The organism is Psychrobacter sp. ANT_H56B (genome assembly GCF_008369245.1).
GTDB lineage: Bacteria > Pseudomonadota > Gammaproteobacteria > Pseudomonadales > Moraxellaceae > Psychrobacter > Psychrobacter cryohalolentis.
Genome location: NZ_VOBF01000010.1, coordinates 78,322 through 94,646, shown reverse-complemented (window position 1 = coordinate 94,646; position 16,325 = coordinate 78,322). Strand labels below are relative to the sequence as shown.

Sequence of the window (16,325 nt, the reverse complement as noted above, 5' to 3'; positions counted from 1 at the left end):
CTACGGTTGCGATTGCAGCGGTAAGGGTGGTTTTACCGTGGTCAACGTGTCCGATGGTACCGACGTTAACATGTGGTTTTAGACGTTCAAACTTGGCCTTTGCCATGGGTATTTCCTCTTTTTTTGGTGAATATTTATCAATCAAAGATCGGTAAATAACTGTTTGACGGCTTATGATGTATGACCATCAAACCGTTGACACTGTGTTTTTTCTATTAAACCAATATTTATTAAAATACTAGCTATAACGCTATACTATCTTTGTATTCGATATTTTAGCTGTTAAGCGTATAAATAGGGGCATTATACGTGCTTTTCAATCTGTTGAACATGACAAGTTAATATACAGTACTGCTATTGCACTACTTTATCTAACTCTTATTCATTTAATTCTTTATACAGCTCATTTATTAGATAAAGATAACAACTACTAATAAACTGACAGCGCAAAAAGGCAACACCTCAGTGTCACCTTTGAATTATTCTCTGCCACACTGTATGTATAATTTTCGATATTTTATAATTTTGATACCAATACTGAGCTATGGACAAGCACTAGCAAAGCGAATATAAATAATGGAACGATAAATGGAGCTCATATTGAGAATTGAACTCAAGACCTCTCCCTTACCAAGGGAGTGCTCTACCGCTGAGCTATATGAGCATGTTTTTAACAACTACAGCAGCCAACCACTAAGTTGCACTAAAAAAAATATCACGATACAGCAATAATAACTGACTGTCGTGATGAGTATTGATGATTTGTGCAATGGTACATATATGGAGCGGGTGGCGGGAATCGAACCCGCGTCATTAGCTTGGAAGGCTAAGGTGTTACCATTATACCACACCCGCATTTACTCTTATCTGGGTTGACTCTCATAAAGAATCATGTATTGATATAGAGTATGCTTGGCGCTAAGACGAACTTAGAAAAATATGGTGGTGGGAGAAGGATTCGAACCTTCGAAGCTTTCGCGACAGATTTACAGTCTGTTGGGTTTGACCGCTCCCCAATCCCACCTTAGGTTGCTTTAAACAAAAATGGCTTTAGTTTAAGACATATTCATAAAAAGCTACTTTGAGAGAGATGGTGCCGACTGCCGGGATCGAACTGGCGACCTACTGATTACAAGTCAGTTGCTCTACCAACTGAGCTAAGTCGGCTTGTTCTCTCAAAGTGGTGGCTATTCTATCAAATATTTTGAGATGCGCAAGCCCTTTTTTAGTATTTTTGACTTTATTTTAATAAAAAATCTCAAACAACTGATTATAAAAGGGTTTTTATTTTTTGAAAATAGCTACTTTTACTGCTCTTATTCCAACGGTCTATCTTTTAGCCAAAAAACCTAGACACTTAACTTCTTTGGATTGGTTATTCATTGCTAGAAACCTTCAATAATTATGTAAACCTGCCAAGCGCTAATGCTTATCAGCGGCAGAATTTTTAAAAGATACCGTTAAAATTTGTGATTCCTGCGATGCTAAGATAAAACTTGTTCGCTATAAAATTACTATTTAAAGCGATGCAAAATTTATCCTAACATAGTACTAATCTCTTAAAGCAAAAATATCTTAAAGCAAATCAACTACAACTTTTACCAGTTGGCCAATTTATTATTTAAATAAACAAAGATAGCTCTCTTGTTAAAAATTGGCTATACCATGCCTGTATTAAACAACCATAGGGCTAAGCCAATAATAATAATCGCGACAAAAACCCATATAAACCAACTACCACTCGGTTTCTTTTCAACTGCTCCAGTAGTGGCAGGGTTATCCAGTGCTTGATCCATCGCATTATTGCCTGTAGTACCCAAATCGCGAGATTGACCTAGATTGGCTGTGCCCGAAAACTGTGAAGTGGCTGCCTGTTTAGCACGCAGTACATCTGGATCTGCTTCTTCTTGCAAGGCCGTCTTAGTGGTTTTGTCATGCTCTGGCTCAATAGCTGCTTCAATGACTGGCGCCTCACTTACAGGAGACGTTTCTGAAAGGGTTTCGGATACAGCGTCTTTATGTAGCAAAGGCTCATCAGCTAAGACGGGCTGCTCTACAAGTGATTCTTGATGAGCAGAAGGCATTGATGTAGTTTCGGTTGGGATAGACTCTATTACTTCGGGCTCAGCAGCCACGCTAGGGATACTTGAAGTTTCAGTAGGACTATATTCTACTTCGCTCAATACAGGTTCAGCTTTATCTGCGGCGGATAAGATATCAGTGATGCCTGTTTCTTTAATCACTGGCTCATCTGTTTGAGCAGCGCTAACAATCGGCTCTGCTTGCACAGCAGCAATAGGCATTGCTTCTAAAGAATTTTCGACAGGTAATATTTCTTCGATTATCGTTTCTTTGACGACTGGCTCTGCTTCAACGATAGGTGCTATCTCAGTATCAGGACTCAACATTAACGTTGGTTTATCAATCTCTACTTGCTCATGAATAACAGTAGCAGCCACTGGCTTACTTACCTGAAAAATAAAGCTTGCAAACCCAAGCGTATCCTCTGCTGCTAACTGCTTCGATTCATTGGCAGCGATACGCTCATCATTAATAAAAGTGCCGTTTGACGACTCTAGATCTTTTACGTATAGCTGACCGTTTAAGACACTCAGTTGTGCATGATTGCGTGAAATTTGCTTGCTACCTAGTACCAGATCATTATCACTACCACGGCCCACAGAGAGGCTGTCAGTGACTGTTAATGTCAGATCACCAAGTGCCTCTGTCAAGGCATTCAACTGCCATGTATTGGTCGTTGCGGCATTCATATTATCGATATCGTTTGTCATGCGATGACTCCTTACTTATTATTAAATATTCATGATGGTCATCAGCTGATCCATCCTATTGTATCTGACGTTTATAGCTATATTATTTAGGGATAAAGCGCGGTTGTATAATACCGCCAAGCTTATTATAAGGAATGCTAAGCACTGGCATACCATAGGCATAGGGAGCGATAGCATAATGCTGATAACGAATATCAATCCCTTTATCCGTCAATGTCACGTTATCACTTAAGGTAAATGGCCAATTTTTTTCGTAGTTTTTCACATCTTTATCGACCGTTTTCACCCAGTCTTTATACGCATTATAGGCAAGTGCCTTAAACTGTGGCTTCTTACTGCTTTGCAGCATATCCACCAGTTTTATTTGCTTTTTCGTATTTTGATCAAACACTAGATATTCGCTATACGGCATTCCATGTGCGCCGCCAGTAAAGACATATGAGCTTATCTCGAACGTCTCAAAATCATTAATATGACCCACATATTCAGGTGTCACCGTTAGGCTGTAAGCAAACACACTGTCTCTCGGTAGCTCATTAAATTGCGAGGCAGCAAAACCATCAAGCGCGCTTTTGACAGCAGCTGGAGTGGCTTTGGTAGTGATAGGCGCAGATTCGGAGGGTTTACTATTAACAACCAGCGTATTGATACGCTGATTGGTGATATCGTTTATCCATTTGTGATTGGTTTTAAGATATTTAACTTCAATTTCCGGACAGTTATCACGCGCCGTGCAGGTTTCTTGTAGTTTTTTGGGTAACTGATAATCGAGATACTCTGTGCTACTAAAAAGGCTACCGGCATATGCTGAGAAGCTTAACGTGCCAAACAGCAACGCACTACTTACTATTGACAATAAACGCAGCCTACCCGCATCCGTAGAAGATTGCTGGACTGATTGTGACTCAATAATAGGACGTTGATTAGCAGTTTTCATATAGCCTCTTTAATATATCTATAAGATTTACTGATATTCTACCGTAACCTTTGTCCTATATTGTAGGAACACTGTTCGTGTTTTTTCTAGAATCATAAGGATTAAAATCAATAATACGCTGTTTGATAAGCTAATAAAAAAGACACGATAACGTGTCTTTTAAGATTAAGCAAAGTGGAATAATGGATTTTAGTGCTCACGCGTATTGCTAAACGTCACTTCTGGATAGCGATCTTGCATCAGCTGCAAGTTCACCCGTGATGGCGCAAGATAAGTCAGATGACCACCGCCATCTAGCGATAGTTGGTCATGGGCTTTGCGCTTAAACTTGGCTAACGCTACTTCGTCATCGCAATGTATCCAGCGTACCGTCGCAATCGATACTGGCTCAAAGATACACTGTACTTTGTACTCTTCTTTGAGACGATGGGCGACCACTTCGAACTGTAGTACACCAACTGCACCCAAGATTAAATCATTATTAATCTGCGGCATAAAGACCTGTGTTGCTCCCTCTTCACTCAACTGCTGTAAACCTTTTTGCAGGGCTTTTGATTTAAGCGGATCTTTTAGAATAACACGGCGGAATAGCTCAGGGGCGAAATGCGGGATACCGGTAAAGTTGAGCTCTTCGCCTTCAGTGAAACTATCGCCGATAGAGATGGTGCCATGATTGTGTAAACCAATAATATCACCCGGATAGGCTTCTTCTAACGCTTCGCGGTCACCTGCTAAAAAGGTCAAGGCATCAGCAATACGTACGTCCTTACCTAAACGTACATGCTTTAATTTCATACCTTTTTCGTACTTGCCTGAGCAGACACGTAAAAATGCAATGCGATCGCGATGACGCGGATCCATGTTTGCCTGAATCTTGAAGACGAAACCACTAAACGTTGTCTCAGTCGCCGCTACTTCACGTTCATTAGTCGGATGCGCTTTTGGTGGCGGCGCATATTTGATTAAAGTATCAAGTACCATATTGACGCCAAAGTTACCTAGCGCTGTACCGAACAATACGGGTGTCATCTCACCGGCTAAAAACTCGTCAACATCGAAATCTTCTAGCGCCATTTGTACCAATTCTAATGACTCTTCAAACGAGGCGAACATTAAAGCGCCTAAGCGCTCACGGATATCAGGATAATCATAGCCTTCGCGCGTCTCAGCGACCGTCATATCACCGCCATGACCTTTCTCATAAAAATAGGTTTTGTTTTCGGTTAAATGATAGACACCAACAAAATCCTGTCCCATACCGATAGGCCAAGTGACGGGAATACATTTAATCTTTAATACCGCTTCGATTTCACTCAATAGCTCAAGCGGCTCACGAATCTGGCGGTCAAGTTTATTGACGAATGAGATGATGGGCGTATCACGCATCCGGCAAACTTCCATCAATTTGATGGTACGTTCTTCGACACCTTTTGCGCCATCGACCATCATCAGCGCACTGTCTACAGCGGTCAGAGTACGATAGGTATCTTCACTAAAGTCAGCGTGACCCGGTGTATCTAGCAGGTTGACCATATGTTCTTTATAAGGGAACTGCATGACCGAAGTGGTAATAGAAATACCACGCTCCTGCTCCATACTCATCCAATCAGATGTCGCATGGCGGTCGGTTTTACGACCTTTGACCTCGCCCACTACTTGAATCGCTTTACCCCATAGCAGCAGCTTTTCGGTCATCGTAGTCTTACCAGCATCAGGATGCGAGATGATGGCAAAGGTGCGGCGCTTGGCCACTTCTTTATTTAATTTCTTTGGATCTACGCTCATAATTATTGGCTTCAACGTTGTGTCATTTAGAAATCAATCTAAATAAATAGTGTAAACAATGGGCATATTGTAGCGGATTTAATGTCAAGGTGCAGAATTAGCGTATAAAAAAACACTCTCTATCAAGCAAATAGAGAGTGTTCATGACTTTTTAAGCTTAATAATATTTTGTGATTTGCGTGGCTAAAAAGTCGGCGGCAACTTTATTAACGATCGTACAGTCGACTACGCCACGTATGCTGTCTTCATTTGGAATAGGTGCAGCATTATCAACAAAATCGGCTTCATAGATGCTGCTGTCATAATCTACACCGCTATAGATATACTCTGGGTCATTATTAACGGCAAAGAATTTAACCTGTGCTGTCTTTTGGCTATTGTTGGAACCGATATTGATTCTAGTCGTACTAGATTGACGCTTATCATTAAAGCGTTGTTCAGCATCACTAACCCAGTTGTCCAGCGTTCTAAATCCAGTCTTATCCTTGGCATCAAAGACGAAGAACGAGCGCTCACTAGTGATCACGGGGATATAACATACAGAGCCGCTCGGAAAACCAATATTACTCGGTATCTTAGTATAGTTGTTTAAATCGGTAAAAATACCCCGACGATTTACATAGCTATTACCAGCATTATAATCACGCGCATTAACACCTGATAAATTAAGGGTTCTATAGCTGGTTTCAAATTTGAGCTTATTGCTGCTATTTTTCTCATAAATAGGACGTTTAACAACACGATCTTTCACTTCTATGTTTTTATCTTCAAGGGTTCCTTCGAATTTATCTGCCAATACTACTGACATATCTAAATCATCTAGGTTTTGATTATAGCTACCTACAATATTGGTTTTTTTAACACTACGGGCGCCTGTATTATAAGTTGTGTCAATACGTGCAATCGCATTTGAGCTGCGTTCTATAGTACTTATTGTCAACTTATTACTACCGCCTGAACCAAAAATAGCATCTTCACCCTCGCCGCAGCCTATCAGCGCAAACGCCAATAATGAAAGTGCAATAGGGGTTATTATCAATTTATTCATTGTCCGGCGTCCTTTATAAAATGCTGGCATCAATCATTACAAGTACGTTATCTCTGCTTTATGTCCCTAGTTTACCCTACTGTAACGATGAGTTATAGCAAACTTAGGTTTTGTTTCATAAACTTAAAAGGTAAACTTACAAATTCATAGCATACTTTTACTGCCGTTATATAAAGCTTACCTTATCCTCTGGTATGCTAGATGGGCTATTTTATAACTAGCTATAACAAGACTCAAAAATACTATCTAGAAATGATGGAAAACAATTTATATAAAAGGATACATTATGGAAACCCTATATTCGACTAAAGCATCTGTCACTGGTGGCCGTGCAGGTAAAGCTAGCGTACAAGACAGCGATTTAACCATCAATATGGTTGCACCCGGTTCTGGTAAAGACGGTAATAACCCAGAGCAACTGTTCGCTATGGGCTATGCTGCTTGTTTTGATGGTGCACTTGGTGCCGTCAAAGGGGCAGAAAAAGCAAAGTTTGATTCTACTACTGAAGTATCAGTAGATTTGCTTAAAGGTGAAGGTCTAGACTTTAAATTGGCCGTTAAAATTCACGTTATCGGTGAAAATACAGAGTTATCAGCGGATGAGTTTCAGCAATTGGTTGAGAAAGCCAATAAGGTCTGCCCATATTCTAAAGCGACCCATGGTAATGTCGATAGCGAAGTAACCTCAGAAGTAAAATAAATTTCTAGTAACTACAATAGTTACAATGATAAAAAGAACTCAGTTGATCTGGGTTCTTTTTTTATGAATTATCATTTTAGGTCCTACACATCATAACTGTTTATGCATTCTATTCATTCATCATCTATTCGGCACGCAGCGCTTTTATCGTTATAATGAGGGTATCTTTTTATCCCATACTTACTGCAAAATATTTACTGACCAATACTTGCGACCCAAAACCTGATAAGTGACTCTCTATGACTGCCAACGATCACAACTCCCACTCGCCTATTAATCCCAATATGCTACCGAATTTTGCAACGATGCCCAATGTGGCGACAATGGACACCACGCATGTGGACAAAAACCAGCCACCTTTTATTTTGGTCGATGGCTCTTATTATCTGTTTCGTACCTATCATGCGCTGCCAAAAACCATGCAGAATTCGCAAGGGCTAGTCACCAATGCAATACGTGGCACGCTCAATGCACTTTTAAAGCTGATGCGCCGCTATCACCCAACCCATATGGCCGTTTGTTTTGATACCAAATCGCCAACCTTTCGTCATGCTATGTCAGAAGAGTACAAAGCCAATCGACCAAAAATGGATATCGAGCTTGCCGAGCAGATTCCCTATATTCATCGTTTGGTCACCGCGCTTGGGATTCCACTGTTACGTATCGAAGGCGCAGAAGCGGACGATATTATCGGTACGCTCGCCTATCGTGCAGTTGCCGAAGGGCATCACGTGGTTATCTCAACTGGAGATAAAGACATGATGCAGCTGATTAATGATTGCGTAATACTAGAAGATAGCTTCACAGGCAAGATGACTGATAGCGCTGGCGTGGTCGAAAAATTCGGTATCAATCCTGAGCAAATGATTGATTTTTTAACTTTGATGGGCGATTCCTCTGACGGTATCAAAGGCGTGCCCGGTATTGGTAAAAAGACCGCCAAAGACTTGTTAAATGAATATGGCACTATCGACAATATGCTCAAAAACGTCGCCAATATCAAAGGACGTGCTGGCAAAAACTTGCTCGAATATGCCGATGATATTCCAATGAACGCGCAGCTGGCAACCATTGTTACTGATTTAGAAGTGGGGCAAGACTGGCAAGATTTAAAAATAAACACTGATCCTTGCGCCCACATCGATGAGCTACGTGAGCTATATAGTGAGCTCGAATTTAGAAATGAGCTAGCGTCACTTGATCACCCTAATCATCCAGCCAACGCTAATGGGCATGGCACGCAAAGTGTTGCTCATAGTCAGGCTGATGCTGAGTCGCAAGCGCAAATCGCTAAATCCCTACAATCAAGCACCATCGGTGATATTACCGATAGCAAAATTCATGATAGAGCATGGCATACTATTTTAGACGAGTCTGCCTTTGACAACTTAGTTCAATTGTTAGCATCTGCGCCGCATTTCGTTATCGATACCGAAACCACGAGTGTCTATTGGCGTCAGGCTGAATTGGTTGGCTTGTCTTTTGCTGTGCAAGCACACGAAGCTTATTATATTCCGCTGACTCATGCGCTAGAAGGCGATGAATTAACAGCAAAACAGCTCGACCGCGATACCGTTTTGGCGCGTTTAAAGCCTATTTTAGAAAACCCAAACATCGGTAAAATCGGTCAACATTTAAAGTATGATGCCCATATTCTTAGCCTTTATGATATAAACCTCTTAGGCAATATTCATGACAAGCCCAACAATTGGGCAATGGATACCATGCTTGCCAGTTATGTAATTAATGCGGCGATTACCCGTCACGGTATGGATGATTTGGCACGGCATTACCTGCAAACGCAGACCATTAGCTTTGAGGATGTTGCTGGTAAAGGCGCTAAGCAAGTGAGTTTCGATCAAGTAGCGATTGATATTGCTAGCGACTATGCTTGTGAAGATGCTGACATTACTTATCAATTATTTGAGCTGTTTAGTCAAAAGCTTGCTGATGATACCAATAACGCTAAGCTGCTACACGAGCTAGAAATCCCAACAGCGGAAATACTGTGCCAAATGGAAGCAAACGGTATCTTAATTAGGCGTCCGTTTTTAAACGAGCTATCTAAACGCTTTGATGAAGAAATCATTGCCCTAGAAAAACGTGCGTACGAAGTCGCCGGTGAAGAGTTTAATCTTGGCTCTCCTAAGCAGCTTGGCGAGATGTTATTCGATAAACTTGGCGTCGTGGGTGGCAAAAAAACCAAAACTGGTCAATATTCTACCGGTGAAGCCGTCTTATCAAAAATCGACCATCCTTTGGTCGATATCACCCTAGAGTATCGCGGACTCTCTAAACTTAAGAGCACCTATACCGATGCGCTTGATAATGTAGCAGATGCCAAGACTGACCGTGTGCATACCAGCTATCATCAAGCATTGACCAGTACTGGGCGCTTATCTTCGACTGATCCCAATTTACAAAATATTCCTATTCGTACCGCTACTGGTCGCTTGATTCGTCAAGCATTTATTGCGCCAGAAGGTCGAGTCATATTAGCGGCGGATTATTCGCAAATTGAGCTGCGTTTGATGGCGCATTTCTCAGGTGATAAAAATCTAACTCATGCCTTTAATGAAGGGCTAGATATTCATGCCGCCACTGCCGCCGAAGTACTAGGAAAAGAGGTCGCAGAGGTTACAGCAACCGAGCGCCGTAATGCCAAAGCCATTAACTTTGGTCTGCTATATGGCATGAGCGCCTTTGGACTAGCCAAACAGTTACAGATGAGTCGTAGTGAGGCGCAAGACTATATCGATATGTATTTTGAGCGCTACCCTGGCGTCAAAGACTATATGATCAATACTCGTGCCAGCGCTTATGAGCATGGCTATATCGAGACCATATTGGGTCGTAAGCTTTATACCCCTGATATCAATCATAGCAATCGCATGGTCAAACAAGGCGCTGAACGGGCAGCGATTAACGCACCATTACAAGGTTCTGCAGCTGACTTGATTAAGCTTGCTATGATTGCCGTCGATAAAGTACTACCTAAAGAGCAGGCAAAAATGCTACTGCAAGTTCATGATGAGCTGGTGTTCGAAGTCGATGCTGACAAGGTCGATGAGATAAGCCAATTGATTACTGATGCTATGCAAGATGTCTTAACAGCAACAGCGGTTGAAAAAGGCTGGAACGTCAACTTTGCAGTGCCGCTATTGGTTGAGACGGATAGTGGTCAGAATTGGGATGAGGCGCATTGATTCGTAAGGAGATTTTAAGTAGGTTTAATGTTATTTAAGATACTTGACACTCGCAGCGTAAACTAAAAAAAACAGTCGCGTATTATAATTGTCGGTATAATAAACCTATCTTATTTTTTCCCAAATTATTTTTTAGTCTAAAGTGAGCCTTAGCGCTCACTTTTTTTATTCTAAAAATCAGGAGCGCTTATTTTGGCTGCAGATGGCATTATCGAAATCCCCGGCATTATCTTACTGATAGCCTGTATATTACGTTGCGTGCAATATGTAGTGCAGAGTGAAAGCAAGCAAAGTCTTTATTTTTGGCTGGCATCAGTATTGACGTTTTTTGCGGTGATCCGTCGCGAATTAAACTATTTACCCGAGTTGTTTATTGCTAGCGATTTTTCACTGTTAAATCAGTCCTATGACTGGTGGGAAGATGCGGTGCTGCTTATAGTTTATCTGCTTATCGTGGGTTTATTAGCGTATACCTGGCGCTATCTCTGGGCAGTATTAAAATCGGTGCCGGTTTATTTATATCTTATGATAGTGGGGTTGGCGTTATTAGAATATATGGGCGAAAACGCGATTATGATTCCTCAAGGTTTGGGAGAGATCGTTGAAGAAATGGCAGAAACTGGCGTTTACACGATTGCATTGACCTATATATGGCGTTTCAAACCGCTTATGTTTGAAAGACGCTTGCCACTTAATAAGCGCTATTCATCATGCCAAGCGTAGCAATCACTGGTCATGATAGCATTTGTCTTAGCGCTAACTTTTAATAGAGAGTTTGCTATACTAAAAATTAGCGCATTTTTTCAGGCATCATTTATCATCAATCATTAAGCGAGTCATTATGAATATATTCATTACGGGTGCATCACGCGGTATCGGTCTAGCGACAGCAAAACGATTGCTCGCAAAAGGTCATAGCGTCGGTCTTTTTGATATTGACACGGTTGAGCTTGAGCGTGCGATTGATGATAAAACTTTTAAAAAAGCGCTAAAAGGCAATCGTCTCGTTCATGGTCATCTAGATGTCATTGACCCTGAAGCATGGGATACGGCGATCGATCATATGCTGGAGAATTTTGGTGGTATTGATGTCTTGATTAATAATGCTGGCGTATTGGTGAGTGGCGCGTTGCCCAATACTGACTTGGACAAGCAATTGTCATTGATTGATATCAATTGTAAAGGTGTGCTCATCGGCTGTCATAAGCTAGCGCCGCATTTAGCCGACAGCAAAAACGCCAAAATCATCAATCTCTCATCTGCCTCAGCGATATATGGTCAATCTGAAGTGGCACCTTATTCTGCCAGTAAATTCTTTGTCCGCGGTTTAACCGAAGGGCTAAACATTGAATACGCTGAGCTAGGTATCAAAGTGATTGATGTCATGCCATTGTGGGTAAAATCCGACATGACGAAAGACATCAAGGTCACCAGTATCGACCGTTTGGGCATCAATCTAACCGTTGACGATGTAGCTAAAACCTTGTGTAAATTAAGCGCTCAGCCGAATCGCAAACTGTCACGTACTCACTATCCTATTGGCTTTCCCGCTAAAATGCTGCATACAGCCTCGCAAGTCGCACCTGACTCATTAATGCGCTTTATCAATAGTAAAATCGGTACTAAATAAATTTAGATTATAAAGTAACATGACAATATTGAAACGGCTACCAAGATTTGGCAGCCGTTTTTTTACGGTTAAATAAGCAACCTTCGTACATATTTTTAACATCCTGTGACACCTTACTACTAGAGGCAATGATGATAAGCGGACAAAATAGCTATACGACCACCTTTAAACCCTACTAGGCTTGTTAACTATAAAAACTAAGGAAGACAGTATGGAACACTCAAAAACCCCGCTACCAGAAGAGATGAATCACATCGAAGGTGATGAAAATATTGATAATGATATCGATGAAGGTCAAGATAACCAAGGTAGCCAAGAGGTCGATTTAGACAATCCTATGCTGCATGTTATCGACAATGATGACTTTGACGATGATGCAGGATTTAATAATTCGCAAGTCGGAAGTGATGCAACTCAAGGTCTTACCCCTGTACATCATCAAAATATCGATGAATCACGTATTGATGAGTTGCTGGTTGAAGAGAATTTAGATGATAGCCATTACCCCAGTATTGCCGACATTGCTGACAAAGACGCGGCAAAACTAAGCCATGACAATGACTTTTAAATAGTACTTTTAGAAAATTATTGATAAAAAAATACCGAACGTGATGTTCGGTATTTTTTTGAATATTCATTTGATATTAAAAACGTTTATGCCCAACCATCCAGAATCCCTGCCCAACCTTTTACCAATGGCGCACTCATTGCCTCTAACAAGTCTATATGTGCTTCATCAGCGTTGAGCGCTGGAATATAATGGTATTCTTGCCCGCCAGCATGCAGGAAAGTCTCGCGGTTTTCGATAGCCAATTCCTCTAACGTTTCTAAGCAGTCTGCCGAAAACGCAGGGCTAAGAATCTGTACCGAGCGCACACCTGAGTTGCCCCACTCCTTGAGTACCACATCGGTATAGGGCTTAATCCATTCTTGCTTACCAAAGCGTGACTGGAAACTGATAATCCATTCATCTGGTTTTAGCCCAAGCTCATGAGCCACTTGTGCCGCCGTACATTTACAGCGTTTGGGGTACGGGTCGCCTTTATCAGCATAAGGCTGCGGAATACCGTGAAAGCTAAACATGAGCTTTTCAGGCTTGCCATGTACCGCTTGAAAACGACGGATGCTATCTGCTAATGCTTTAATATATAAAGGATGAGCAAAGTAATCTTTGACTATCGTTATATTGGGCAAATTACGCTGCTTCAGCGACCACTTAGTAATCGCATCATAAACCGCACCTGTTGAAGTCGCCGAATACTGCGGAAACACGGGTAACATGACGAAATGGTCAACCCCTTCGCTACGCAATTGATCCATGACATCAGGCAAACCCGGATTACCGTAGCTCATCGCGGCATGAACAGACACGCGAAATGGCGCAGCACGGTCAGCCAAACGCTTGTCTAACATCTCAACTTGCGCGTTAAGAATATTGCGCATCGGCGAATCGCCATCCCAAATACTGGCATATGCTTCTGCTACCCGTTTCGGGCGACTTGGCAGCACAAACAGATTGAGGATAATCGCCCATAAGAATTTTGGGATTTCAATCACGCGCGGATCGGACAAAAACTGTTTGAGATAACGACGGACAGCTGGCGCGGTCGGTTCATCTGGCGTACCAAGGTTGACAAGTAAAACGGCAATACGGGGAGGCAGGTCAGGTTTCATAGCAGCACTGTTTTATGGTTAAGTTGATGAAGGAAGCTCTACAAAAGATTGTTAAGACAGTATTCAATGAGCACGCCGTTAGTGTAGCATTTTAACCCTTTATAACGCATGGAAAAAGTGTCCTTGTACAATTTGACACGCAGTTATCACTACTCGCCTACGTCGATAGCGCCTAAAACCTGTAGCAATGACCCAGCCTTTTTTTCGATTGGCTTAATAACATAAAAACTAAGTATGAAAGGCTGCGCTTGAAGGTTGTACTCATATGCGCATCGCCCTACAATAGGCAAGCACATGGTCAAAAAAACAGTGTAGATAAAACGCTTTTAGTAAACCATTTAAAAATATCGGCAAAACGAGTTGTCGATACAGTGTCCTTCTTATTTTATTGATGATTGTTGTCTTGTGAGGTAGCTTTGAACGCACGCCCTGATAATACCAGTGACCAGTCCGCCACAGATAAAAGCAATGCTAAAGGCAATGCTAAAAGCTCAATCAACACTGAGGAATTATTGAACTCAGTCGGAGTCGTCACGCCCCAGACTCTTCATTTCGCTGAGCCATTAACTCTAGAGTGTAATCGCACTTTACCATCATTCGATTTGATTATCGAAACCTATGGTACGCTTAATAGCGACAAGTCAAACGCTGTGCTTATTTGCCATGCCCTATCAGGCAGTCATCACGCAGCAGGCTTTCATAGCGATGAAGATCAAAAAGCTGGTTGGTGGGACAATATGATCGGACCCAATAAGTCCATCGATACCAATAGATTCTTTGTGGTCTGCGTTAATAATATCGGTAGCTGCTTTGGCTCTACTGGTCCCACGACAATAAATCCAGATAGCAGTCAAGCACAAGTATATGGACCTGACTTTCCTCTGGTCACTATCAAAGACTGGGTCAAGACCCAAGCCATGCTTTCAGATCGCTTGGGCATTGACGTCTGGCATGCCGTCGTCGGTGGTTCAATGGGCGGTATGCAAGCTCTGCAATGGTCAGTAGATTACCCAAACCGTTTAAAACGTTGCGTGGTTATTGCCAGTACGCCCAAGCTGTCTGCGCAAAATATTGCCTTTAATGAGGTGGCACGCCAGTCTATTTTATCTGATCCTGACTTTAAAGACGGACGCTATCTGCTAGCAGGTACTTACCCTCGCCGAGGGCTTATCCTTGCGCGAATGGTAGGACACATTACCTATCTGACTGACGATGCGATGAAAGCCAAGTTTGGCCGTGATTTAAAGTCCGGCAAGTTTATGTATGGCTATGATGTTGAGTTCCAAGTCGAAAGCTATCTGCGCTATCAAGGTGAGCGCTTTAGCGAAAATTTCGATGCCAATACCTATTTGCTTATGACCAAAGCGCTAGATTATTTTGACCCGACACGGGATTATCCATTAGAGTCTGCTATAGATTCGTCGCCAGAATCTTTAGCCTCGTCCCTTGCTGAGTCTGTAAAAGCAGATAGTAGCGAAGACGAGCTAGCAAATACTTTAGCGGACAGTGCGGATATCGACAACATAAGTGCAAGCAATCATCAAGAGCTGACCGCATTGAAAGCCGCCTTTGCCCATACTGAATGCCAGTATCTGATTGTGTCATTTACCACGGATTGGCGTTTTGCTCCCGAGCGCTCACAAGAGATTGTCGATGCGCTGATGGCGACTGGTAAACCGGTCAGCTATATCAATGTCGATGCGCCGCACGGGCATGATTCTTTCTTATTTGATATTCCGCGTTATATGGGCGCTGTCAAAGGCTTCCTAAATGCACCATTTATGACTGATAACCGCGACCAAAACAGTCAAAAAACATTAGGAGCGCGCTCATGAGAATGGATCATCAATTGGCTGAGCGTTGGATTGCCCCACACTCACATGTGCTTGACTTAGGCTGTGGTAATGGCGAACTGCTCGCTCATTTACAGCAAAATCGCGGCGTAACGGGTTATGGACTTGAGATTGACGAGGACAAAATCAATGAAGCCATCGCTAATGGTTTATCCATTGTTGAGCAAGACTTGAATGACGGCTTGGCGCGTTTCGCTGATAATAGTTTTGATACTGTAGTAATGGCACGTGCACTACAAGCAGTCAAATCGCCCGATATACTGTTGCTTGATATGCTGCGCGTCGCTCGTGAAGCGGTTATTACTTTTCCTAATTTTGCCCATTGGCAGAACCGAATACATTTGGGTTTGAAAGGTATTATGCCGGTCTCAGAAGCGCTGCCTTATGAATGGTACAACACCCCAAATATTCATCTATGCACCTTTAAAGATTTTGAGAAACTGTGCGCGCAGCATGATATTCATATTATCAATCGTTTTGCCGTCAGTGATTCTGAAAAAGGGCATTCACCGTTGATGACAGCATTGATAAGACAAGCGCCAAACCTATTGGCAGATGTCGCTATTTATCGCGTCACCAAACAAAACACTAAATGATATTTGCTACTGCTAGCTCTTATTAAAAGTAATATTGACACCCATAAGTACAATTTTAACCTTAATAGAGTCTTAATCTATTCTTACACCTAAGTAACTCTATG

The 16,325-nt window shown here is 42.0% G+C and carries 13 protein-coding genes and 4 tRNA genes; 7 read left to right on the top strand and 10 right to left on the bottom strand.

The annotated features are described in order from the left end of the window. From FQ082_RS11545 to FQ082_RS11505, 9 genes are all read right to left on the bottom strand, one after another. Positions 1–106, bottom strand: a 106-nt coding sequence (locus tag FQ082_RS11545) for a GTP-binding protein (protein ID WP_262498216.1), incomplete at its 3' end; no start/stop codon positions are given. A 483-nt stretch (positions 107–589) separates the two neighbouring features. Further along, positions 590–664 (bottom strand) — tRNA-Thr (locus FQ082_RS11540). Between the two features lie 117 nt (positions 665–781). After that, positions 782–855, bottom strand: a tRNA-Gly gene (locus FQ082_RS11535). An 85-nt stretch (positions 856–940) separates the two neighbouring features. After that, positions 941–1,024: transfer RNA gene (locus FQ082_RS11530), tRNA-Tyr, on the bottom strand. 67 nt (positions 1,025–1,091) lie between these two features. Next, positions 1,092–1,167 (bottom strand) — tRNA-Thr (locus FQ082_RS11525). A gap of 491 nt (positions 1,168–1,658) precedes the next feature. Next, complete coding sequence (locus FQ082_RS11520; protein WP_149493194.1) at positions 1,659–2,792, bottom strand: FHA domain-containing protein; 1,134 nt, start codon at positions 2,790–2,792, stop codon at positions 1,659–1,661. 82 nt (positions 2,793–2,874) lie between these two features. Next, the gene (locus FQ082_RS11515) at positions 2,875–3,729 is read right to left on the bottom strand and encodes an RsiV family protein (protein ID WP_149493193.1); all 855 of its coding nucleotides are present in this window, start codon (positions 3,727–3,729) and stop codon (positions 2,875–2,877) included. 189 nt (positions 3,730–3,918) lie between these two features. Beyond that, positions 3,919–5,514, bottom strand: coding sequence for a peptide chain release factor 3 (locus FQ082_RS11510; RefSeq protein WP_011512790.1), 1,596 nt, complete (start codon positions 5,512–5,514; stop codon positions 3,919–3,921). 157 nt (positions 5,515–5,671) lie between these two features. Continuing rightward, positions 5,672–6,562 carry a hypothetical protein gene (locus FQ082_RS11505; RefSeq protein ID WP_149493192.1) on the bottom strand — a complete coding sequence of 297 codons (891 nt, stop codon included), beginning with the start codon at positions 6,560–6,562 and terminating at the stop codon, positions 5,672–5,674. Between the two features lie 286 nt (positions 6,563–6,848). On the opposite strand from FQ082_RS11505, the gene FQ082_RS11500 reads away from it, so the two are divergent. The 5 genes from FQ082_RS11500 (at position 6,849) to FQ082_RS11480 (ending at position 12,666) form a co-directional block, all read left to right on the top strand. Continuing rightward, positions 6,849–7,262 carry an organic hydroperoxide resistance protein gene (locus FQ082_RS11500; RefSeq protein WP_149493191.1) on the top strand — a complete coding sequence of 138 codons (414 nt, stop codon included), beginning with the start codon at positions 6,849–6,851 and terminating at the stop codon, positions 7,260–7,262. Positions 7,263–7,501: 239 nt separating this feature from the next. Then, positions 7,502–10,468, top strand: coding sequence for a DNA polymerase I (gene polA / locus FQ082_RS11495; protein WP_149493190.1), 2,967 nt, complete (start codon positions 7,502–7,504; stop codon positions 10,466–10,468). Positions 10,469–10,660: 192 nt separating this feature from the next. Beyond that, positions 10,661–11,191: a hypothetical protein gene (locus tag FQ082_RS11490; RefSeq protein WP_149493189.1), complete on the top strand. Its 531-nt coding sequence runs from the start codon at positions 10,661–10,663 to the stop codon at positions 11,189–11,191. Between the two features lie 118 nt (positions 11,192–11,309). Then, on the top strand, positions 11,310–12,098 hold the full coding sequence (locus FQ082_RS11485) for an SDR family NAD(P)-dependent oxidoreductase (RefSeq protein WP_149493188.1): 789 nt from the start codon (positions 11,310–11,312) through the stop codon (positions 12,096–12,098). Positions 12,099–12,309: 211 nt separating this feature from the next. After that, complete coding sequence (locus FQ082_RS11480) at positions 12,310–12,666, top strand: hypothetical protein (RefSeq protein ID WP_020442752.1); 357 nt, start codon at positions 12,310–12,312, stop codon at positions 12,664–12,666. A gap of 86 nt (positions 12,667–12,752) precedes the next feature. Here FQ082_RS11480 and hemH read toward each other — a convergent pair whose 3' ends face one another. Then, positions 12,753–13,772, bottom strand: a complete 1,020-nt coding sequence (gene hemH / locus FQ082_RS11475) for a ferrochelatase (protein WP_149493187.1) — start codon at positions 13,770–13,772, stop codon at positions 12,753–12,755. 512 nt (positions 13,773–14,284) lie between these two features. Between hemH and FQ082_RS11470 the strand changes: the two genes are divergently transcribed. Continuing rightward, positions 14,285–15,607: a homoserine O-acetyltransferase MetX gene (locus FQ082_RS11470; RefSeq protein WP_149409147.1), complete on the top strand. Its 1,323-nt coding sequence runs from the start codon at positions 14,285–14,287 to the stop codon at positions 15,605–15,607. Further along, positions 15,604–16,221: a methionine biosynthesis protein MetW gene (gene metW / locus FQ082_RS11465; RefSeq protein WP_149493186.1), complete on the top strand. Its 618-nt coding sequence runs from the start codon at positions 15,604–15,606 to the stop codon at positions 16,219–16,221. The genes FQ082_RS11470 and metW overlap by 4 nt, the downstream gene beginning before the upstream one ends. The last annotated feature ends 104 nt before the right edge of the window (positions 16,222–16,325 follow it).

Bases quoted from the DNA above. Each gene is read 5' to 3' on its own strand.
- FQ082_RS11520 (WP_149493194.1), bottom strand. From the start codon at position 2,792: ATGACAAACGATATCGATAATATGAATGCCGCAACGACCAATACATGG.
- FQ082_RS11515 (WP_149493193.1), bottom strand. From the start codon at position 3,729: ATGAAAACTGCTAATCAACGTCCTATTATTGAGTCACAATCAGTCCAG.
- FQ082_RS11510 (WP_011512790.1), bottom strand. From the start codon at position 5,514: ATGAGCGTAGATCCAAAGAAATTAAATAAAGAAGTGGCCAAGCGCCGC.
- FQ082_RS11505 (WP_149493192.1), bottom strand. From the start codon at position 6,562: ATGAATAAATTGATAATAACCCCTATTGCACTTTCATTATTGGCGTTT.
- FQ082_RS11500 (WP_149493191.1), top strand. From the start codon at position 6,849: ATGGAAACCCTATATTCGACTAAAGCATCTGTCACTGGTGGCCGTGCA.
- polA (WP_149493190.1), top strand. From the start codon at position 7,502: ATGACTGCCAACGATCACAACTCCCACTCGCCTATTAATCCCAATATG.
- FQ082_RS11485 (WP_149493188.1), top strand. From the start codon at position 11,310: ATGAATATATTCATTACGGGTGCATCACGCGGTATCGGTCTAGCGACA.
- FQ082_RS11480 (WP_020442752.1), top strand. From the start codon at position 12,310: ATGGAACACTCAAAAACCCCGCTACCAGAAGAGATGAATCACATCGAA.
- hemH (WP_149493187.1), bottom strand. From the start codon at position 13,772: ATGAAACCTGACCTGCCTCCCCGTATTGCCGTTTTACTTGTCAACCTT.
- metW (WP_149493186.1), top strand. From the start codon at position 15,604: ATGAGAATGGATCATCAATTGGCTGAGCGTTGGATTGCCCCACACTCA.